This window comes from Mesorhizobium newzealandense (genome assembly GCF_042682145.1).
Classification (GTDB): domain Bacteria; phylum Pseudomonadota; class Alphaproteobacteria; order Rhizobiales; family Rhizobiaceae; genus Mesorhizobium; species Mesorhizobium newzealandense.
The window spans coordinates 109,015-129,184 of sequence record NZ_JBHUGZ010000013.1; the positions used below are offsets into that span (position 1 = coordinate 109,015).

Consider the following 20,170-nt stretch of genomic DNA (forward strand, 5'->3'; position numbering starts at 1 on the left):
ATTCATCGGGATGGAACAGGCTCTGGCAAAAGATCAGGCGGGATCAGCGCCACCGGTGGAAGCGATGATTTGGCGCGCCACCAGATCCTGGATATGCCACAGATTCCTGTCGCGAATACCGCTCTCCTCCAGTTTGCCGACGGTCCGGAACAGATATTGCGCCGACGAACCCCAATGTCCGGCAGCCCGTGCCAGAGTGTCCGCAACCTGCTCCGGCGGCAGCCGTCCGGCATAGGCCCTGCCGTCAGGAGCAGCAACGAAAGCCAGGGCACGCAGTGGCCCGTCCTCGGTGTTGACCTTGATCCAGCGGGGCACGTTGGTTGGCGGGTTCGCATCGATCTCCCGGCGCAGCAATTGGCCGAGCTGTCCGAAATGATCTTCGTCCGGCAGTCGGTAAACGATGCCGTTGCAACTGCCACCACGGTCGAGGGCCAGCATCAGGGCCGGCAAATCGCGGGTTCCGCGCCAGCGCGTCAGCTTCAGGCAGAATGAGCGGTGCCACCCTTGCGCCGTGGCCGGGCGCTGTACGATATGGACGAATTCGGGATTCCAGATCAGCGAGCCGTAGGCAAAGACCCACAGCGTTTCGGGCCGGTATTCGGCAAGCAGGTGTTCGACCAGATCATCGAACTCGGCGTCGGTATGCTCGCTGGTTCCAGGCTCTGGGCCGGGATCAGGCTCGATACGATCGACCTTGGCAACGAGGTCGGCGGTCAACGCCATCGATCCGTGGCCTGCCGGCTTTCGCTTCATTCCTGCCCCCTTGCAAAAACGATGGCTGACGATAGACCGGCCGCGCGCGCCTGGCCATTGATTTCCAGGGTTCGTCAGGCAACAGATACCGCGCACAGATCGAGCCTCGTTCATGAGCCAACGAAGACTTCGGCGACGCGTTGCAATTTGGCTGGCTGCCTTCCTGGCCGCCTATCTGGCGCTCGCCTATTTCGCCGCGCCGGAATTCTGGACATTCCGGGATCGCGGCTTTCGCACCCAGCGCTTCGAGATGGTGACGCACACGCCGCAGGGCATTCCGGGCGACCCGATCAATGTCGGCCTGGTCGGCACACAGAAGGAGGTGGTCCATGCCTTCGCCGTCTCCGGCTGGGACACCGCCGATGCCATTACGCTGAAGACCGCGTTCGAGATCGGTGAAAGCGTGCTGTTCGACCATCCCTATCCCGATGCGCCGGTCAGCCGGCTGCTGTTCGACGGCCGCGCCCAGGATCTCGCTTTCGAAAAGCCGGTCGGAGCCAGCGCCGACCGGCGCCATCATGTCCGCTTCTGGCAGACCGGTGCGACCGGCGATGACGGCCGGCCGCTATGGCTGGGTTCGGCCAGCTTCGATCGCGGCGTTGGCCTCAGCCACGACACCGGCGCGATTACCCATCACATCGGCCCCGACATCGATGCCGAACGCGATTTCCTCATGCGCGACCTGGTCACCGCCGGCATGCTGATCTCGACCAGCGACATTGCAGGCGTCGGCGCCACCAGCACCGGGCGCAATGGCGGCGGCGATCCCTATGTCACCGACGGCGAGGCCGTTGTCGGCGTGTTGAAGCAACTGCCATGACAGACAACGGTCAGCTCGTGGTGATCACGATCTTGCCGAACGGCCCGCTCTCCAGATGCTGCATGGCCTGCGGCACCTCATCGAAGCCGAAGACCGTGTCGATGACCGGCTTGATCGCCAGTGTCTCGATCGCCTGGTTCATCCGCTCGAAGGCACGGCGGTGACCGATCGACAGGCCCTGCACGACGATGCGGTTGCGCATGAACGGCAAGATCGGAAAGCTGAGTTCCATCGAGCCCAGCAGGCCGATGATCGACAGCCGGCCGTCGGCGGCGAGCGCGTTGAGCGACCGCCGCGCATTGTCGCCGCCGACCATTTCCAGCACATGGTTGACGCCCAGGCCGTTCGTCAGTTCACGCGCCACCTCGTCCCATGCCGGCTGCGTGCGATAATTGATCCCCTGCCAGGCGCCGAGTTTTTTTGCCCGCTCAAGCTTCTCGTCGCTGCTTGAGGTGACGATGGCGCGCAGGCCGAATGCGGTGGCGAACTGCAGCGCAAACAGCGACACGCCACCGGTGCCCTGAACGAGAACGGTCTGACCTGCCACCGGCCTTGTCGCCTCGGCCAGCGCGAACCAGGCGGTCAGCGCCGCGATCGGCAGCGTCGCGGCCTCGATATCGCTGAGCGACGGCGGCGCCAGCACCGCGGCGTCCTCGCCAAAGATCACATGCTCGGAAAGCATCCCCGGCAGCGACGAGCCCAGCGTGTGCTTGTGCAGCACCGGCGGCGCGTCACCGTCGGGCCAATCGGCGATCACCTGTCCGAGCACGCGCTGCCCGACCTGGAAGCGGGTGACCGCGCCACCGACAGCCACCACCTCGCCGACGGCGTCGGATGTCGGCACGAAGGGAAAGGTCAGGTCGGGGATCAGCACGCCGTCGACGATCATCTTGTCCTTGTAGTTGAGGGATACCGCCCTCGTGCGCACCAGAAGGTCGCGCGGACCGGGCTCGGGAACCTTGCCTTGCGTCTGGCTTAGCCTGGACAGGCCAAAGCCGCTCATCTGCCAGGATCTGTTGATTTGGGTGCTCATGTCGTCTCGCGCTCCGTGAGTGATGGTCACGCGAGACATCTATGCTCTTTGACTATGGAAAATAGTGCTTCGATGCGGCATATTCGGCGACAGATTGAAGAGCAGAATTCTACAATAGGAAATCGCGATGGATACTACCGACTTGCAAGGCATCGTCGCGTTTGTTCAGGCTGTGGAGGCCGGCAGCTTCACCAGCGCCGGCGAACGGATGCATGTGACAAAATCGGCGGTCGGCAAGTCGATCGCCCAGTTGGAGCAAAGGCTCGGCGTTCGCTTGCTGAACCGCACCACCCGCAGCCTCAGTCCGACCAGCGAAGGCGTCAGCTACTATGAGGCCTGCGTCAGGGCGCTTGGCGAGATCGAAGCCGCGCAGTCATTGCTCGCTTCGCGCCGGCAGATCCCGTCCGGCCGGCTTCGGATCGATGTGCCGCTCGCCTTCGGCCGCAGATGTGTTGCTCCCGTGCTGTTCGAGATTTCCAGGAAATTCCAGGACCTGACGGTGGAAATCTCGTTCAACGACCGCCGCGTCGACCTGATCGAGGAAGGCATCGACCTCGCCATCCGCATGGGCGAGCTCGACGACAGCCTGTCGCTCGCAGCCAGACGCATCTATGCCCAGCGCTCGGCGATCTGCGCGGCTCCCGCCTATCTCGACAGGCATGGCAGGCCACAATCAGTCGAGGATCTCGCCGGCCACAGCGTCATCGGCTACGGCCGCGAGGGTGTCGTCCGTCCCTGGGTCATCAGGCATGCCGGCGGCCATCTGGTGACATTCGTGCCCAAGGCGCGGCTTGTCCTCGGGCATGGCGAACCGATGCTGGATGCCGCGCTCGCCGGCTGCGGCATCACCTTCCTGCCGACCTGGCTGGCCGCCGACAGCCTCAAATGCGGCGATCTCGAAATGGTGCTGTCGGACTGTCTGGTCGAAAACATCGTCGTGCATGCCGTCTGGCCGGTGACGCGCTCGCTCACGCCGAAAGTGCGTGTCGTCGTCGACGCTCTGGTCGACCATTTTTCGGCGCCGGCCTGGGATGCTGCCTGAACGACGCAACTGTCATCTTCTAAAAAACCATCCGATGCATGTCGCCCAAAAATTGGTCCCGGTTTTGGGACGACGACATGCATCGGAACAAAGACTTGAAAGCGCGACGGCTGAATCCGTTTAAAGACGACGCGCTTTAGCTATTTTCGAAAACCGCGCCGCAATGCTATTGACCGCTCATGCTATACGTCGAAATCGCTATCGTGGTCGTCCTCATCTGTGTGAACGGCCTTTTGGCAATGTCCGAACTCGCCATCGTCTCGTCGCGCCCGGCCAGGCTCAAAGCGATGATCGACCGCGGCGTCAATGGCGCCGGCCGTGCTCTTGAGCTTGGCTCCAATCCCGGCAAGTTCCTGTCGTCGGTGCAGATCGGCATCACTTTGGTCGGCGTGCTCTCCGGCGCGTTTTCCGGCGCCACGCTGGGCGACCGGCTGGCCACCTTCCTGGCCTCGAACGGCATGCGCGAAACCGTCGCCGATCCGCTCGGCGTCGGCATCGTCGTCGCCATCATCACCTATTTCTCGCTAATCATTGGCGAGCTGGTGCCCAAGCAGATCGCCTTGCGCGATCCCGAGCGCGTTGCCGCGCGGGCGGCGCCGGCAATGACCATCCTCGCCACCGTCTCGGCCCCCCTGGTCTTCCTGCTCGACATTTCCGGCCGCGCCATATTGTGGTTGCTCGGCCAGCGCGGCGAAAGCGAGGAGAAGGTCACCGACGAGGAGATCAAGATGCTGGTCGCCGAGGCCGAGCATCACGGCACCATCGAATCCGACGAACGGCGCATGATCGCCGGCGTCATGCGGCTTGGCGACCGCGCCGTGCGCGCCGTGATGACGCCGCGCACTGAGGTTGACTGGATCAATTTGCAGTCAGACGAGAGCACCATTCGCAAGCTGTTGATGGAGACCCAGCACTCCCGGCTGCCGGCAGGCGACGGCGGCGTCGACGTCATGGTCGGCGTCGTCCAGACGCGCGACGTGCTCGCCGCACTGCTTGCCGGCCGCGTGCTCGACCCGCGCCGGCATGTGCGCGCCGCCCCCATCGTCTATGACCAGGCCGACGCGCTGGATGTGCTGCAGAAGCTCAAGGAATCCGACGTGCCGATGGCGCTGGTGCATGACGAATACGGTCACTTCGAAGGCATCGTCACCCCGGCCGACATTCTCGAAGCCATCACCGGCGTCTTCCGGGCCGATACCGACGCCGGCGACGAGGAGAATGCCGTCAAGCGCGAGGACGGCTCATGGCTGCTCGCCGGCTACATGCAGGCCGACGAGATGGCCGAGGTTCTCGGCTTCGACCTGCCGGAAAACCGCGACTACGAGACCGTCGCCGGCTACGTGCTGTCGCACATGCACCATCTGCCGGCGACCGGCGAATGCGTCGACGCGCAGGGCTGGCGCTTCGAGGTGGTCGACCTCGACGGCCGCCGCATCGACAAGCTCATCGCCACTCGTCTGCCCGGCGCGCACCGCGAGGTGGTGCGCTGACGATCAACGCAATGTAGACCATTCGAGGTCAGCTTTTTGGCCCACCCGGAAGTCCTGTTTCTCGCGGGATGGTGCAGCAGGCTTGGGGTTTTTCCCCTAGGTATTTGCGGCACCCGGGGATAGCATAGGCCCACTGGGAGGTGGGCGATGACAAACGTCTCGATCCGCCGGGCGGACTTTATGATGGTCCTCGCCTATGCTTCGGACCTTGCCACCGGCCATTCTCGCGACTTCGCGCTGAAATCCTGCGTGCTTGCAATGCGGATCGCCGAGCTTGCGGGCGTTTCCGATGAGGTTCGGCGCAATGCCTACCACCAGTCGATGCTGCGCTATGTCGGCTGCAATGCCGACACGGACCTTCTGTCGGCCACCTTCGGCGACGAAATCGCGCTCCGCCAGGATCTTGTCGGTCTCGACATGGGCAATCGTGCCGAACTGGGCAGGGTCTTCGTGCAGGCCTTCAAGCGGTTCTACTACGATCTCGAGCCTGACGCGCAGGCCAGGGCGATCGAGGCCGCGATGTCGCAGGCGCTCGTGGTGGCTCGCCCGGTGCTCACAGCGCATTGCGAGGTCGCGCAGCGGATCGGCGAGCGGCTCGGCCTGTCCGACGAGATCCGGCGCAATCTTGGACAGATCTACGAACGCTGGGACGGCAAAGGCCTGCCGCGTGGGCTGAGTGGTGAGGATGTCCTGCCCGCCGTGCGCCTGATCACATTGGCGCAGGATGCGATTGCACTCAGCGATGCCGTCGGCATCGACGAGATGGCCGAAACCATCGCCAGCCGCGGCGATGGCCCATACGAAGCGGGTCTGGCCCGGCTCGTCTCGGCTAACGCGGCTGTCCTGATGGAGGGCATCGGCGCGACGGTCGACCGCGAGACCATTTTGGCGCTTGAGCCCGATCCGCCGGTGACGCTGGATCAGGGGGCTTGCGATGAGGCGTTCCTGGCCATAGCCGACATGATCGACATGCGCATGCCGTTTACGCAGGGCCATTCGAGGATGGTGTCGGAACTGGCCACGGGTGCGGGGAAACGGATCGGGCTGCCCGACCCTGACGTTCGCGCGCTGCGCTGGTCGGGCTGCATCCATGATATCGGCGAACTGGTGGTGCCGGTGGCGACCTGGATGCGCAACGGGCCCATGTCTGTCCGCGAGCGCGACGCGGCACAGTTGCACGCTTACTACGGCGAACGGGCACTGGCCTCGTTCGGCCGCGAGGGCGATGCGATGGCCGCCCTCGTGCTTCGCCATCACGAACGCCTTGATGGCTCGGGCTATCACCGCAAGGTCGGCGGCTCCGATCTGTCCCCGGCGGCAAGGATCCTGGCCGCTGCCGAAGCCTTCCAGACGTGGCGCGAGGAACGTCCGCACCGCAAGGCGCTGTCCAGCGAGGCGGCGGCGACACAACTGCGCGCCGCGGTGCGCGACGGTTGTATCTGCCCCGACGCCGCGGAGGCCGTGTTGTCTTTCGCGGGCCAGCAGTCGCGCCGATCTTTGCCGCGGGCGCTAGCCGGCATGACGCCGCGCGAAATCGAGGTGTTGCGCCTGATCGCCGCCGGACTGACGGCGAAGGAGGCGGCACGCAAGCTCGATATCTCGCCCAAGACCGCGGACCACCATATCCAGAGCGTCTATTCCAAGATCGGCGTGACCACCCGCGCCGCGGCCGCGCTTTATGCGGTCGAGCACGGCCTTATCCGACCGGGCGAAACGCAGGCATAGGGAATCCACCCCATGTGCGCATGATCCGAGACGCGCATCGTGATCCTGTCGACGGACCAATGGTGGCCGCGACCGACAGGAGGAAATCAGATGCTTCTCGCAACGACCAAGGTGGCTGATGTCGACCACTTCATCCGTATCTTTTCGACCAAGGGCGCCGACAAGCGCCGGCTGCACGGCTCGAACGGCGCAACTGTCTTCCGCGATCCCAGCGAGCCCGACCGCGTCTGGGCGATCTTCGACTGGGACGCCGAGGGCTGGAAGAATTTCGTGTCGGATCCGGAGGTGCCAGCGATCCTGCAGGAGGCCGGCCATGTCGGCAAGCCGCAGGCGGCACTGCTGCTCGGCCACTACGAGGCCTGAGGAGGTCCCACACTGCGCGCCGCCTGCCGCCCGGCGGCGGCGCGCCCGACGAACCCCCAGATTTGGAGAAATCAAATGGATCCGAAACCCATCAAGATCGGCCTTATCGCCGAACTCACCGGCCCGTTGTCTTTCATGGGCGTCGCAAATGCGAACCTCACCACCATGCTCGTCGACGATATCAACGCCAGTGGCGGCTTGCTCGGCCGGCCGCTGGAGCTTGTCATCGAGGATGGCGAAACCATCGACAGCGTCGCGAAGGCAAGGACCGCGAAACTGATCGACGTCGACAAGGTCGATGTGGTCGTCGGCGGCATCTACAGTTCGACCCGCCAGGCCATCAAGAGCGAGGCGGTTACGCGGGGCAGGACGCTCTACATCTACACCGAGCAGTACGAGGGACAGGAAAACGATCCCCTGATCTTCTGCACGGGGCCTGTGCCCGCGCAGCAGGTTGAACCGCTGATACCATGGCTGATGAACAGCACCGGCGCGAAGAGGTTCTATTTGCCGTCGGCCGACTACATTTGGCCCCATTTGCTGAACAAGGCCGCGAGCCGGGTGGTGCGCGCCAATGGCGGCGAGATCGTCGGCGAGGAGTATTTTCCGCTGGACACCGTCGATTTCCGGCGGACGGTTCAGCAGATCATGGCGAGCGGCACCGACGTGGTTTTCAACACCATCGTTCCGCCGGGCCTGACACCGTTCCTCGAAGAACTGCACAAAGCCGGTTTCGGCAAGCGCGGCGGCAAGATCGTCTGCACCTACTTCGATGAGAACTTCTTCAATCTGGTGCCGTTCGAACAGATCGAGGGCCTCTACAGCTGCCTCGACTACTACCAGGAACTCGACGATCCGTTCGGTCGCGCGCTCTTGCGCCGCTACAGCGAACGGTTCTCCGGCAGTGCCATGTTGACCGCCGGCAGCGGGTGCACCGGCCACTACCGGGCGATCAGGATGTGGGAAGCGGCGGTGAAGGAGGCCGGCACGGTGGAGCGCGACGCGGTCATCCGGGCGCTCGATCACGCCCGCATAAGCGAGGGACCGGGCGGCCCGGCCGAAATGGTTCCCGGCCAGCACCATGTTCGCATGAACATGTACATCGCGCAGGCGCAGGGTGGTCGATTCCGAGTTGTGAAGAACTTGGGTCTGATCAATCCCAATGAGCGTGCGCTTGGCGACGAACTCCAACCAAGCAACGCAGGCTGACTCGGCGTTGATCACTGTTCTTCCAGGTGGCGGGGCGGATAGATGGTTGCCCTCGCCACCGGCGATCCGCCTGTGAGCACAAGTCGAGCAGGATCCTAAGGTATCATCACAACACTCAAGCCATCAGCACGACCTTGCCCGTCGAGCGGCGCTCGTCCAGCAGCCGGTGCGCTTCGCCTGCCTGGTCGAGCGGGAAGCGGCCGCCGATCGCAACGTGCAGCCGGCCGCTCGCCGCTAGCTGGAACAGCTCGGACAGGCTGGCTTTCAGCACGTCGGGGGAGAGCAGCGGCAGCAGCGCGAAACCTCTCAGCGACTGGTTGCGGCCGATCATCGCTTCCAGGTCTGAAGCCCCGAGTGCATAGCGGCCGAGCGCCGCGAACACCAGCTCACCACCGGGTGACAGCGCCTGCAGCGACGCAGCCGTCAACGCGCCGCCGACCGTGTCGTAGATGATGTCGGCGCCCTCGCCGCCTGTGATGTCGCGGACGCGGGCTGGCCAATCCGGCTTGATATAGTCGACGGCGGCATCGGCGCCGAGCGACAAAGCGAGATCGAGCTTTGGCTTGCCGCCGGCGGCCGCGACCACCTGGCGTGCGCCCGTCAGCCTGGCCAGTTGGACAAGCAACGAACCGACGCCACCCGACGCGGCCGGCACCAGCACCGACTTGCCGCCAGGAGGACTTTGCCGAAGCAGGTAAAGGGCTGTAAGGCCTTGCACCATCACCGCCGTCGCATCCTCGAACGACAGGGTGTCCGGCAGCGGCACGACGAGATCGGCGTCGATGGTCACCTGCTCCGCATAGCCACTGTGCGGACGCTGTGAGACGAACAAAGGCGCGGCGACGCGGCTTCCCAGCAGCGCGACATCCACCCCTTGCCCAACAGCCTCTACGACGCCTGCCGCCTCGACACCCAAAATCATCGGCAGCTGCGGCGTCACCGCGTAGCCATCCCTGCGCATCAGCACTTCGAAGAAGTTGATCCCGGCGGCATGGACACGGACCAGCACCTCGCCGGCCTGCGGCACCGGCGATGGCAGGTCGACCACCTCCAGCACGTCCGGGCCGCCGAAGCGGCTGAGTTGAATGGCTTTCATGGCAAACTCCGATCGCGCTGGCATCGGCCACCGTTTGCCACTATTTGCGGAGCCTCGACTACACACTCATTTGTCCCCTGCTGACCAGGAGGTGACCATGGCCAACCCGAGCAAGAGAATGCCCATCAAGAGATTGCCGATGCTGCCGGCGGAACGCGCGCTGAAAGTGATCGCTGGGCGCTGGAAGGCGGTCATCCTCTACCATCTCTTCGACGGCCCGCGACGACTGTCGGTGCTGAAGGCGATGATGCCTGGCATCACCCAGAAGGTGCTGATCCAGCAGCTGCGCGAAATGGAGGAGCACGGCCTCGTCAGCCGCGAGATCTTTGCCGAAGTCCCCTCGCGCGTCGAATACTCCGCGACAAGTCTCGGCCTCAGCCTCGAGCCGATCCTGCTGGCGCTTTGCCAATGGGGCCAGCACCACGCCGACGAACTCAACGAAATGCATCACCTCGCCGATTGCATCATCCGCCCAAGGCCGGCGCGGGAGACGCACGCCTCCCACAATTGAAAAAGGGCGGCGCTAGCGCCGCCCCGGATCCTTGGGAGGACAATTCGAACCGGCGGTCAGGCCGCCTTGACTTCCTCGGCGACGGCGTCGGCCTGACGTGCTGCCTTCAGCACCTTGGCCCACCACGCGACGTCGTTGACCAGCGCCGTGGCGGCCTGGTTCAGGTGCTCGAGCTCTTCGAGCTTCTTCTCGCCCTGGCGGACGGCGAGGAAGTCACCCCAGGCGATATGGACGGCCGACTTGACCGGCGCCATCTGCAATTCGACCGCATGAAGGCGCAGCTGCTCGACGGCGCGGGAGCCGCCGACGCTGCCATAGCCGACGAAGCCGGCCGGCTTCTTGTTCCATTCGTTGGCGGCGTAGTCGATGGCGTTCTTCAGCACGGCCGTCGGACCATGATTGTATTCGGCGGCGGTGAAGATGAAGCCGTCGAATTCGGCGACCTTCTTCTGCCAGCGCTTCGCCACTTCATTCTGGGACGGCGCCCAGGCGGAGGATGCGACCTCGTCGAAGAACGGCAGCGGGAAGTCGCGCAGATCGACGATCTCGACGTCGATATCGGCATGCGATTTGGCGATCTTGGCGATCCACTGGGTTGGTACGTCGGCGAAGCGCGCGGCGCGCGTGGAACCGACAATGATGGCGATCTTGGGTTTTGACATGGGGCTCTTCCTTGCAAGTAAAGCTGGTATCGTTTGGATACCGGCGCTATATGAGATACTGTCAACTCGCGGCGCAAGGAGGCACCTTTTTGTTACTGAGGAACCCGCTCAACACTGAAGATTGCCGCGCCGTTTCGGAAATCCTGCAGCGCGTCGGCGATAAATGGACCGTTCTCGTGGTCGGAAAGCTCGGCCAAGGACCGTTGCGATTCAATGAGTTACGCGCTGCTGTCGGCGGCATCTCGCAGAAGATGCTGACCACCACCTTGCGCGGATTGGAGCGAGACGGCTTCGTCACCCGCACGGTGTTCCCGACCATACCGCCGCGCGTCGATTACGAGCTGACCGAACTCGGCCATGAGTTGCTGATCCCGGTCAGCGCACTCGGTGAATGGGCTCGCGTCAACACCACGCGCGTGCGGGCAGCACGTGAGAAATTCGACGAGAAGCACGCCTGAAACCCTTGCGTTGCAAGGGTTTTCGCCGATGGCTGCGCCGGCGGAATTCCATTCCGTCGCCGGCTGTTGATCCGGTTTGGATCCGGATTTTTCAGACGGACCCAGCCAGCAGACAAGGCAAAGCCGCCAAGGCGCTTGCCAGCGGCCGTTCAGCAATCGTTGACTGATTGTCTTCGTTCCGGTCGCAACCAACGCAACCGGAAAAGACCGTGCGGCCGCCCGGATTTCATCTGCGGCGTGGGAAAGGCATAGGCTGTGCGCCGATTTCCCGGTCAGCTTTCCGCCGGAACCGCCTTTGGCTTGCCTTCGCCATCCAGCGCCACCATGACGAAATCGGCATGGGTGACCTTCTCCATCAGGTCGGAGAGGTAGCGCTGCGCCCAGGCCTCGACCTTTAGCGTCATCGAGGTGCGTCCGACGCGCTCGACATGGGTGTAGATGCACAGCGTGTCACCGATCTTCATCGGTTTGGCGAACGACATTTCCTTGACCGCCGCCGTCACCACGCGGCCCTTGGCGCGCTCGGCCGCACGGATGCCGCAGGCCAGATCCATCTGCGCCATCACCCAGCCGCCAAATATGTCGCCGGCCGCATTGGCATCCGAAGGCATGGCCAGCGTGCGCAGCGTCAAATCGCCGAGCGGCCGTCCTTCAGCGTACTGCACCATGGGGGAAATCCTTCGAGGTCATTGCCCTCGATCCCGTAGCGTCAAGGCGCCGACAGGTCAACGCGCCGATGGACAATGTCGCGCTCTGCCGTCCGCATTACCCAGCGAAGCTCAGCTGGCCGCTAAAAGTAACGCTTGAGGTTCGAGCGAATGCGATCCAGGACGCTGGACCCGGACAGGTCAGGAGAGAATTCCCTGCCGGTGATCGCCTCATAGGCCTGCGCATAGACCCTGGAGGCCTGTCCGACGATCTCGCCGGGTATGTCAGGAATAGGATCGCTGTAAGGATCGCACCTTGCCGACACCCACGACCGGATGAAATCCTTGTCGAAGCTCTCCGGCCGGCTGCCGCTGGCGAGGGCCAGTTCGTAACTCTCTGCGATCCAGTACCGGCTGCTGTCCGGCGTATGGATCTCGTCGGCAAGGATTATGGTCTCGTCCTTGTCGGTGCCGAATTCGTATTTCGTGTCGGCGAGGATGAGGCCACGTTCGGCGGCGCGCTGCTGGCCGCGGGCGAACAGCTGCAAGGCGTAGCCTGACACGGTATCCCACTGCGCCGGCGTGAGAAGGCCTTGTTCAAGAATCTCAGCCTTGGACAGGGGCTCGTCATGGCCACCGTGCGAAGCCTTGCTCGTCGGCGTGATGATTGGCTCGGCCAGCTTTTCATTGTCGCGCAGGCCGTCCGGCAGGCTCAAACCATACATGTCCCGATCACCGCGCCTGTACCTTGTCAGGATCGAGGTGCTGGTGGTTCCCGCCAGATAGCCACGCACGACGATCTCGACCGGCAGGATGTTGAGCCTTGTGCCGACGACGACGTTCGGGTCAGGATATTCGAGAACGTGGTTCGGGCAGATATCGGCGGTTTCCTCGAACCAGTACCGGGCCGTCTGGGTGAGGATCTCGCCCTTGAACGGGATCGAGGCCAGGATGATGTCGAAGGCGCTGATGCGGTCGGTGGCGATGATGATGCGCCTGCCGTCCGGCAGGTCGTAATTTTCGCGAACCTTGCCGCTGTAGTGGCCCGGCAATTCGGCAATGAAAGCATCCGACAGGACACGCATATGATTCCTGCCTTGCGCAGATTGGCTGATGCTATCGCATAAGCTGTCGACCCTATGCATATCAAGCGCGATTGTCGGGATTCCCCGCAAGTCTACCTCGCATCGCGGTCGCTTTTTTCACAACGCATGCCGGAAGGCGCGGCGACGCGGCCGACCCGCCGCGTCTAGGCTGTGCCAGATTTCCGGAGCCGCCCACCCATCATGCAGACCTATGACTTCATCATCGTCGGCTCCGGCTCGGCCGGCTCGGTCCTGGCGGACAAACTGTCGGCCTCGGGACGCTTCTCCGTGCTGGTGCTGGAAGCCGGCGGCACCGACAGCCGCTTCTACGTGCAGATGCCGCTCGGCTACGGCAAGACCTTCTTCGATCCGGCGGTCAACTGGAACTACAAGGCCGAGCCGGACCCGGGCCTCGCCGGCAATGCCGACCATTGGCCGCGCGGCAAGCTGCTTGGCGGTTCGAGCTCGATCAACGCCATGGTCTGGATCCGGGGCGCTCGCGACGATTTCGATGCCTGGGCAGCCGCCGGCAATCCAGGCTGGGGCTATGACGACCTGTTGCCCGCCTTCAAGGCGCTGGAGGACAACCAGGCCGGCGCTGACGCATGGCGCGGTGTCGGTGGCCCGCTGCATGTCACCGACTGTTCGGACGCCGTCCATCCGCTGACCAAGCGCTATCTCGCCGCCGGACAGCAGGCCGGCCTGCCGCTCAACCTGGATTTCAACGGCGCCGCCCAGGAGGGCGTCGGCGTCTACCAGATCTCGACCCGCAACGGCCGCCGCATGTCGGCGGCGCGCGCCTTCCTGCGCCCGGCGATGAAGCGCGCCAACGTCCGCGTCGAGATGAATGCGCTGGCGACCCGGGTGCTGTTCGACGGCAAGCGCGCCGTCGGCGTCGAATATCTGCAGAACGGCGAGACCAGGACGGCGCGTGCCGGCCGCGAGGTCATTCTGTCCGGCGGCTCGGTCAACTCGCCGCAGCTTCTGCAGTTGTCCGGTGTCGGACCGTCCGCTCTGCTGGGCGGTCTCGGCATTCCCGTCGTCCACGCCAACGAGAACGTCGGCGCGCATCTGCAGGACCATGTCGGCATCAACTACACCTTCAAGGGCAGGCTGCCGACGCTCAACCAGACGCTGCGCCCGTGGTGGGGCAAACTGCTGGTCGGCATGCAATACATCCTGACGCGTTCGGGGCCGCTGTCGCTGTCGATGAACAATGCCGGCGGCTTCTTCCGCACCGACCCGGCGGCAACCCGGCCCAACATGCAGCTCTATTTCCAGGCCTTCTCGACCGTCATTCCCAAGAGCGGCGAGCGCCCGATCCTGACGCCCGATCCGTGGCCAGGCTTTTCCATCGGCCTGTCCAACTGCCGGCCGTCGAGCCGTGGCGAGATCATGATCCGCTCCAGCAACCCGCGCGACTATCCCAGGATATCGGCCAATGCCTATTCGACCGAGGCCGATGTCGCTGAGATGCTCGACGCGGTGAAATTCGTGCGCAGGATCGCCTCGATGCCGGCAATGGCCGAGATCATCGAGGAAGAGGTTCTGCCAGGTCCGTCGATCACCTCCGACGCCGACCTGATCCAGGATTTCCGGAAGCGCTCGGGCACCGTCTATCATCCGGTGTCGACCTGCCGCATGGGCCCCGATCCTTCCCACAGCGTCGTCGATCCGCGCCTCAAGGTGCATAGTATCGAGGGCTTGCGCGTCATCGACGCCTCGATCTTTCCCGACAACATCACCGGCAACACCAACGCCGCCTCGATCATGACCGGTTGGAAGGGCGCCGAACTGGTTCTGGAGGACCAAGAATGAAAATCACCGACGTCAAGACCTGGGTTGTCGGCAACCCGCCGCCCGGCATCGGCGGCAAGTATTTCATCTTCGTCAAGCTGACCACCGATGGCGGCGTGGTCGGTTATGGCGAGGCCTACAACGCCACCTTCTCCGCCCATGTCACGGCCAAGATGGTCGAGGACATGGCCGAGCGCTATCTCGTCGGCCGCGATCCGCACGACATCGAGAACTTCTTCCGCCGCGCCTATTCGTCCGGCTTCACGCAACGGCCGGATGTGTCCGGCATGGGCTGCTTCTCGGCGTTGGAAATGGCCTGTTGGGATATTATCGGCAAGGAGGCCAACAAGCCGGTCTACAAATTGCTCGGCGGCCAGGTGCACGAGACGCTGCGCTCCTATACCTACCTCTACCCGCACACCGGCAGCGTCCACTCCGAGGATGCGCGCGGCAAGAACGTCTACAACGACCCCGATCTCGCCGCCGCCTGCGCGCTCGAATATGTCGAGCAGGGTTTCAACGCCGTCAAGCTCGACCCGGCCGGCCCCTACACCGCCTTCGATGGCCACCAGCCGCGCCTTGTCGACATCGACCTGTCCACCCGCATGATCAAGGCCATCCGCGAGGCGGTCGGCACCAGGGCCGACATCCTGTTCGGCACCCATGGCCAGTTCACCGCGTCGGGCGCGCTGCGCATGGCGCGCGCCATCGAACCCTACGATCCGCTGTGGTTCGAGGAGCCGGTGCCGCCTGACATGCCCGAAGTGATGGCGCAGGTGGCTCGCGGCACATCGATCCCGATCGCCACCGGCGAGCGGCTGACGACCAAGTTCGAGTTCGCCCGGGTGATCGAGAACCGTGCCGCGACCATCCTGCAGCCGGACCTCGGCCGCTCCGGCGGCATTCTCGAAACCAAGAAGATCGCCGCCATGGCCGAGGCCTATCACATCCAAGTCGCGCCGCATTGCTATTGCGGACCGATCGTCGGCGCCGCCAACATCCAGCTGGCGGTAACGCTGCCCAACTTCCTCATCCTGGAATCACTGAAACAGTGGGACGGTTTTCACGCGACGCTGCTCACGAAGAAGATCGAATGGCAGGACGGCAACGTCATCCCGTCGAAGGAGCCCGGCCTTGGCGTCGAGCTGAACGAAGCGGTCTGCGACGCGCATCCCTACACCGGCAAGGAGCTGCACCTGCAGATGATGCAGACGCCGCTGATGCCGTGAGCGAAAGCTACGCCTTCATCGGCCTTGGCCATCTCGGCGGCAACCTTGCCGCCAGCCTGATCCGCAACGGTTTTGCCGTCACCGTTTTCGACCGCGACCCCGCCGCCGTCGAGCGCCTCGTCGCGCTCGGCGCCACAGCCGCCAACAGTCCCGCCGAGGCCGCCGCCAGAGCCGGCAACGCCATCACCTGCCTACCCTCGCCCAAAGTCAGCGAAGCGGTGCTGGCTGGCCCCGGCGGATTGCTCGAAGGACTGCCCGAAGGCGGCAGCTGGATCGAGATGTCGACCAATGGCCGCGACGAGATCGTGCGCCTTGCAGCCCTCGCCTCAGCCAAGGGCATCGACACGTTGGAATGCCCGGTCACCGGCGGCGTGCATCTGGCGGCGGTCGGAAAAATAACCGCGCTGGTCGGTGGCAATGCAGCGCTCTATGCGCGTCATCGCCCGGCCATTGAAGCGATGTGCGCGAAGTCGTTCCTGATGGGTCCGGTCGGCTCGGCAGCAGTGATCAAGGTCATCACCAACATGCTGGCCTTCATCCATCTCGTCGCCGCCGGCGAGGCGTTGATGCTGGCCAGGCAGGGCGGGCTTGACCTCGCCCAATCCTACCATGCCATCGTTGCCTCCTCCGGCAACAGCTTCGTCCACGAGACCGAAAGCCAGCTCATTCTCAACGGCTCCTACGACATCGGCTTCACCGTGGACCTGGCGCTGAAGGACCTCGGCTTCGCGCTCGCCATGGCTGAACAATCCGGCGTGCCGCTCGACCTGGCATCGCGCGTCAATGCGATTTTTGAGCAAGGCAAGGCGGCCTATGGGGGCAGCGCCTGGTCGACACAGATCGTCAAGTTGCTGGAAGATGCCGTTGGCACCGACCTGCGCGCGCCCGGTTTTCCAGCCAAGCTCGAAGTCTGACAGCAGGCAGGAAATCAAGCGATTTCAAGGCGTTGGATCCATCGCTGGATTCACCTGAATCGATCTGTTAACGACTTGAATCAGTACCTGAGCGTCAGCGCGCCGGGCAGGATCTCGAAGGTTGCCGGTATGCGACCCGGCGACTCGCCGTCTATGTCGACCATCGCGCCGTTCTTCTCGACATCGCCGAGCGGCTCGACCACCACTTTCCTGCCGCGCAGGATGGTGATCGCCGGATGGTTGCGGTGGCGTCCACCATAAAGCAGCCGGATATCCCAGATCAGCTTCAGCTTGCCGGCCGCGCGCAGGATGACGATGTCGAACTGCCCGTCGGTCAACTCGGCATCCGGCGCGATCATCATGCCGCCGCCGAAGAACTTGCCATTGGCCACCGCCACCAGCGCCATGCGCGCTTCGACCGGGGCGCCGTCGTCGACCGTGATCCTGACATCCTGGAAGCGGTAGCGGACGAACTCGACCACGGTGCGCCACAGGAACAGCCCCTTGGCCGACATCTTGCCCTTGCGCTTGTCGGCATTGACGGCGCGGTCGGTGGCGCCCGACAGCCCGAGGCTGGCGATGTTGATGAAGTGGCGGCTGGCCAGCGCGCCATGGTCGTCGATGTAGCAGATGCGTCCGGCATCGACCTTCCGAGCCTTGGCCTCGGCTAGCCGCTTCAGCACCGCATCCACCTCTTTCGGCAGGCCCAGCCCGCGCGCGAAATCGATACCGGTGCCGCACGGCAGCAGGCCAAGCTCGGTCGTCCTGCCGCTTTCCTTCGACGCCTGCAGCAGTCCGTCGGCCACTTCGCTGGCGGTGCCGTCGCCGCCCGCCGCGATCACCAGGTCGAAACCGCTCGCCGCAAGATCAAGCGCCAATCGCTCAGCGTCGCCTTCGGCCTGCGTTTCGCGCAGTTCGAAATCGCCGAAATGCTTTTTCAGCGACGCGGCGACCTCAGGCCAATGCCGTTTCAGCCGGCCGCCACCGGCAATCGGATTGAGAACCACCCCGACCTTCACGCACATCCTCCCGCAAGGACATCACGGCGCTCGGCGCCTCGAGAATCCTTTGCCGGCATTGAAGACCGCGCCCGCCGGCAGGGCAAGGCCGAATGTCCGCTGATACCGCTCACCATGACGGATCAGGAAATCGCGTTATCCCTGGCTGATCCCCGATAACCCCGTTATCCACAGGCCCGCGGCCATTCCCCACGACCCTTACCCGGCGTAAGTTCAACCCATCTCAGGCGGCTACCGATCGCCCAGCCGAAAGGCGAAGTGAAAGGCGGATTTCCTGAGGCCCGTACGGCCCAGATCGACGAGCAGGCTTGCCTGTTCGAGGGGCGGATGCCGAGACCTACGGGGCCGCGGAAAGCGTGCCAACGCCGACGGCGGACCGATGCTGCCATGAAGGACGGCAAAAACCTTCGATGGTGCGCAGGGCAAAGCCCGCAAGGGTGTAGACCGGCGTGGTCCCGAACGGACGCTGCTCTCGGGTGGCGGACTGGCAGGACCGTCAAAATCAAGGCCGGCATGGCGCGACGACTTTACGGAAGTTGCTGCCGCGACCGTGTCCTGATCTGACAGGGAGGCGCTGGGAGAAATCCCGGCGCCGACTGTCTTTTTCTCCCCCTCGATGTCCTTGCCGGTGATCTTGCCGGCGCCGCTTCACCGCGCGCGAAAATCGGTTAGTATCGCTGCGTCGTCAGAGTCTGTTTGCAAAAACAGGCTCGCAGGAGGGGGATACTTCATGACGTTGATCCAGAAGCTTGCCGTTGCCTATGCTTTCCTGTTCTTCGGCGTCGTCGCCATCGGCTACATACCGGCGTTCAACGATGCCAACGGCAATCTGTTCGGCCTGTTCTCCCTGCAATGGTATGACGACCTGCTTCACGCCTTCTCCGGGGTGTGGGCGCTTGCCGCTGCCTTCATCTCGCACCGCCAGGCAGTGTTCTATTTCAAGCTGTTCGGCTCGGTCTATCTCTTCGATGGCGTGCTCGGCCTGGTCACCGGTTCCGGCTGCCTCGATGCCGGCATCTTCATCAACGGCTTCCGCTCCCTCGACGATATCGAATTCCCGGCCCGCTTCTTCGCCAACCTGCCGCACCTCGTCATTGGCGGCTTCGCCGTCTATGTCGGCTTCTGGCTGTCGAAGCGCATACACGACCACTTCGCCACGGCCTGATCGGGCATGTTCCTGTTCCGCTGGCTGAAGCGCATCATCAAGGCGATCCTGTGGTTGATCGTCATCGTCATCCTGATCTCGATCGTCGGGCTGAGCTATGGCTTCCTGACCACGTCGTCACTCGACAAGACGCCTCTGCCCGGCATTGCCGACGGCGCTCCGCCAAAGGCATTGGCCGACAAGGTTCGCGCCGAAATCCCCGGCTACCAGAGGCCGGAGGAATCGACCTTCCTCACCTACCCGGAATGGGCGATCGTCTACGCGGCGCGCGAGTATGCCGGCTTCGTCGACAAGAACCAGCCGAGCGGCTTTCCCTATTGGTCCTATGTCGGCCGCTTCTGGCAGGACTACGCCATGGTGATCCGCGCCAGCTCTCCCTACCAGTTCAACTTCGCCAACCACCAGATGCTGGTCATCATCGGCACCAGCCACAGCATCGAACATATCTTGCAATGGGCCTATGAGAACACGGTCGGCCGCATCACCGAGGCAACCGCCGGCAAACGCACCGCCGCCGACATCTATCAGGCCAAGGTGGCGGCCGACTATGCCGCTTTCCTCGACCAGGTGCCGTGGTATCAATTTCCCTATGCCGAGAAGCGCGCCGGCCTGTTTGCCGTGCAGCCGGCGCCGGGCGACAGCCCCATCCGCACCAGCGAACGCAAGCTTGCCTTCGGCCTCGCCGATACCATCAAGCAGGGCTACGCCGACCTGATCAAGCAGGCACTCGCAGCCACATCCCCACCAGCCTTCCTCGATATCCATGTCTGGGCCAAGGGGCCGGTCGGCGAAGCGACGCACAACGAGCCCGACACCTTGCTTGAGCGCGACTTCGGCGCCGACGGCACCGTCTTCGTCACCAAACGCTATCAGGTGTTTACCGAGATGATCCCGCGCCTGATCGACAAGGGCGTCTCCTTCGTCGAGATCGGCGGCAATGACGAGATCATGGTCACCGTGCTCTCCACCGACTCGATCGCTGTCCCCGATGGCATCCGCATCCTGTTCAGCTATCCGCTGCCGGCCGATCCGGCCACGCGCCGCACCGGGCTGACCGTCGCCGTGCGCAAGCTGCATCTGGTGCTGCCGGCACTGATCAAGTCAGGCGCCAGGCTCGAACACGTCTATGATTATTGAGACGATAGATTGGCC

At 63.9% G+C, this 20,170-nt stretch carries 20 protein-coding genes; 13 read left to right on the top strand and 7 right to left on the bottom strand.

Annotated elements, in window-relative coordinates; all coding sequences use genetic code 11:
- Positions 1 to 33: 33 nt before the first annotated feature.
- Positions 34 to 753 carry a gamma-glutamylcyclotransferase gene (locus tag ACFSOZ_RS20150; protein ID WP_379100738.1) on the bottom strand — a complete coding sequence of 240 codons (720 nt, stop codon included), beginning with the start codon at positions 751 to 753 and terminating at the stop codon, positions 34 to 36.
- 112 nt (positions 754 to 865) lie between these two features.
- On the opposite strand from ACFSOZ_RS20150, the gene ACFSOZ_RS20155 reads away from it, so the two are divergent.
- A complete protein-coding gene (locus ACFSOZ_RS20155) occupies positions 866 to 1,573 on the top strand; it encodes an LssY C-terminal domain-containing protein (protein ID WP_379100741.1) in 708 nt (235 codons plus the stop codon).
- A gap of 10 nt (positions 1,574 to 1,583) precedes the next feature.
- Here the strand turns inward: ACFSOZ_RS20155 and ACFSOZ_RS20160 are convergent, their stop codons facing one another.
- Entirely contained in the window at positions 1,584 to 2,606 is a 1,023-nt protein-coding gene (locus tag ACFSOZ_RS20160; RefSeq protein ID WP_379100744.1) for a zinc-dependent alcohol dehydrogenase family protein, read from the bottom strand.
- 127 nt (positions 2,607 to 2,733) lie between these two features.
- Here ACFSOZ_RS20160 and ACFSOZ_RS20165 point away from each other — a divergent pair, with 127 nt between their 5' ends.
- From ACFSOZ_RS20165 to ACFSOZ_RS20185, 5 genes are all read left to right on the top strand, one after another.
- Positions 2,734 to 3,648 carry a LysR family transcriptional regulator gene (locus ACFSOZ_RS20165; protein WP_379100746.1) on the top strand — a complete coding sequence of 305 codons (915 nt, stop codon included), beginning with the start codon at positions 2,734 to 2,736 and terminating at the stop codon, positions 3,646 to 3,648.
- 179 nt (positions 3,649 to 3,827) lie between these two features.
- Entirely contained in the window at positions 3,828 to 5,138 is a 1,311-nt protein-coding gene (locus ACFSOZ_RS20170; RefSeq protein ID WP_379100749.1) for a hemolysin family protein, read from the top strand.
- Positions 5,139 to 5,285: 147 nt separating this feature from the next.
- Complete coding sequence (locus tag ACFSOZ_RS20175) at positions 5,286 to 6,863, top strand: HD domain-containing phosphohydrolase (protein WP_379100752.1); 1,578 nt, start codon at positions 5,286 to 5,288, stop codon at positions 6,861 to 6,863.
- Positions 6,864 to 6,953: 90 nt separating this feature from the next.
- Positions 6,954 to 7,226 (top strand): hypothetical protein, encoded by a 273-nt coding sequence (locus ACFSOZ_RS20180; protein ID WP_027024197.1) that lies wholly within the window; start codon positions 6,954 to 6,956, stop codon positions 7,224 to 7,226.
- Between the two features lie 75 nt (positions 7,227 to 7,301).
- Complete coding sequence (locus ACFSOZ_RS20185) at positions 7,302 to 8,435, top strand: substrate-binding protein (protein ID WP_379100758.1); 1,134 nt, start codon at positions 7,302 to 7,304, stop codon at positions 8,433 to 8,435.
- A gap of 115 nt (positions 8,436 to 8,550) precedes the next feature.
- Here the strand turns inward: ACFSOZ_RS20185 and ACFSOZ_RS20190 are convergent, their stop codons facing one another.
- The gene (locus ACFSOZ_RS20190) at positions 8,551 to 9,531 is read right to left on the bottom strand and encodes a quinone oxidoreductase family protein (RefSeq protein WP_379100761.1); all 981 of its coding nucleotides are present in this window, start codon (positions 9,529 to 9,531) and stop codon (positions 8,551 to 8,553) included.
- 97 nt (positions 9,532 to 9,628) lie between these two features.
- Between ACFSOZ_RS20190 and ACFSOZ_RS20195 the strand changes: the two genes are divergently transcribed.
- Positions 9,629 to 10,042 (top strand): winged helix-turn-helix transcriptional regulator, encoded by a 414-nt coding sequence (locus tag ACFSOZ_RS20195; RefSeq protein WP_379100764.1) that lies wholly within the window; start codon positions 9,629 to 9,631, stop codon positions 10,040 to 10,042.
- A gap of 56 nt (positions 10,043 to 10,098) precedes the next feature.
- Here the strand turns inward: ACFSOZ_RS20195 and ACFSOZ_RS20200 are convergent, their stop codons facing one another.
- Complete coding sequence (locus ACFSOZ_RS20200) at positions 10,099 to 10,704, bottom strand: NADPH-dependent FMN reductase (protein ID WP_379100766.1); 606 nt, start codon at positions 10,702 to 10,704, stop codon at positions 10,099 to 10,101.
- An 89-nt stretch (positions 10,705 to 10,793) separates the two neighbouring features.
- Between ACFSOZ_RS20200 and ACFSOZ_RS20205 the strand changes: the two genes are divergently transcribed.
- A complete protein-coding gene (locus ACFSOZ_RS20205) occupies positions 10,794 to 11,162 on the top strand; it encodes a winged helix-turn-helix transcriptional regulator (protein ID WP_379100769.1) in 369 nt (122 codons plus the stop codon).
- Between the two features lie 272 nt (positions 11,163 to 11,434).
- On the opposite strand, the gene ACFSOZ_RS20210 is transcribed toward ACFSOZ_RS20205, so the two are convergent.
- Together ACFSOZ_RS20210 and ACFSOZ_RS20215 are read right to left on the bottom strand one after the other, a co-directional pair.
- Positions 11,435 to 11,830, bottom strand: coding sequence for an acyl-CoA thioesterase (locus ACFSOZ_RS20210; RefSeq protein WP_379100772.1), 396 nt, complete (start codon positions 11,828 to 11,830; stop codon positions 11,435 to 11,437).
- Between the two features lie 122 nt (positions 11,831 to 11,952).
- Complete coding sequence (locus ACFSOZ_RS20215; protein WP_379100775.1) at positions 11,953 to 12,894, bottom strand: phosphoribosylaminoimidazolesuccinocarboxamide synthase; 942 nt, start codon at positions 12,892 to 12,894, stop codon at positions 11,953 to 11,955.
- Positions 12,895 to 13,095: 201 nt separating this feature from the next.
- On the opposite strand from ACFSOZ_RS20215, the gene ACFSOZ_RS20220 reads away from it, so the two are divergent.
- The 3 genes from ACFSOZ_RS20220 to ACFSOZ_RS20230 are packed head-to-tail and all read left to right on the top strand — an operon-like array spanning position 13,096 to position 16,834.
- Positions 13,096 to 14,712 (top strand): GMC family oxidoreductase, encoded by a 1,617-nt coding sequence (locus ACFSOZ_RS20220; RefSeq protein ID WP_379100777.1) that lies wholly within the window; start codon positions 13,096 to 13,098, stop codon positions 14,710 to 14,712.
- Complete coding sequence (locus ACFSOZ_RS20225; RefSeq protein WP_379100780.1) at positions 14,709 to 15,920, top strand: mandelate racemase/muconate lactonizing enzyme family protein; 1,212 nt, start codon at positions 14,709 to 14,711, stop codon at positions 15,918 to 15,920. Before ACFSOZ_RS20220 ends, ACFSOZ_RS20225 begins: the two co-directional genes overlap by 4 nt.
- Entirely contained in the window at positions 15,917 to 16,834 is a 918-nt protein-coding gene (locus tag ACFSOZ_RS20230; RefSeq protein ID WP_379100783.1) for an NAD(P)-dependent oxidoreductase, read from the top strand. The genes ACFSOZ_RS20225 and ACFSOZ_RS20230 overlap by 4 nt, the downstream gene beginning before the upstream one ends.
- Before the next feature lie 80 nt (positions 16,835 to 16,914).
- Here the strand turns inward: ACFSOZ_RS20230 and ACFSOZ_RS20235 are convergent, their stop codons facing one another.
- Positions 16,915 to 17,853: a diacylglycerol/lipid kinase family protein gene (locus ACFSOZ_RS20235; RefSeq protein WP_379100785.1), complete on the bottom strand. Its 939-nt coding sequence runs from the start codon at positions 17,851 to 17,853 to the stop codon at positions 16,915 to 16,917.
- A 730-nt stretch (positions 17,854 to 18,583) separates the two neighbouring features.
- Here ACFSOZ_RS20235 and ACFSOZ_RS20240 point away from each other — a divergent pair.
- Positions 18,584 to 19,018: a hypothetical protein gene (locus ACFSOZ_RS20240; protein WP_379100788.1), complete on the top strand. Its 435-nt coding sequence runs from the start codon at positions 18,584 to 18,586 to the stop codon at positions 19,016 to 19,018.
- A gap of 6 nt (positions 19,019 to 19,024) precedes the next feature.
- A complete protein-coding gene (locus ACFSOZ_RS20245) occupies positions 19,025 to 20,155 on the top strand; it encodes a hypothetical protein (RefSeq protein WP_379100790.1) in 1,131 nt (376 codons plus the stop codon).
- Positions 20,156 to 20,170 lie beyond the last annotated feature (15 nt).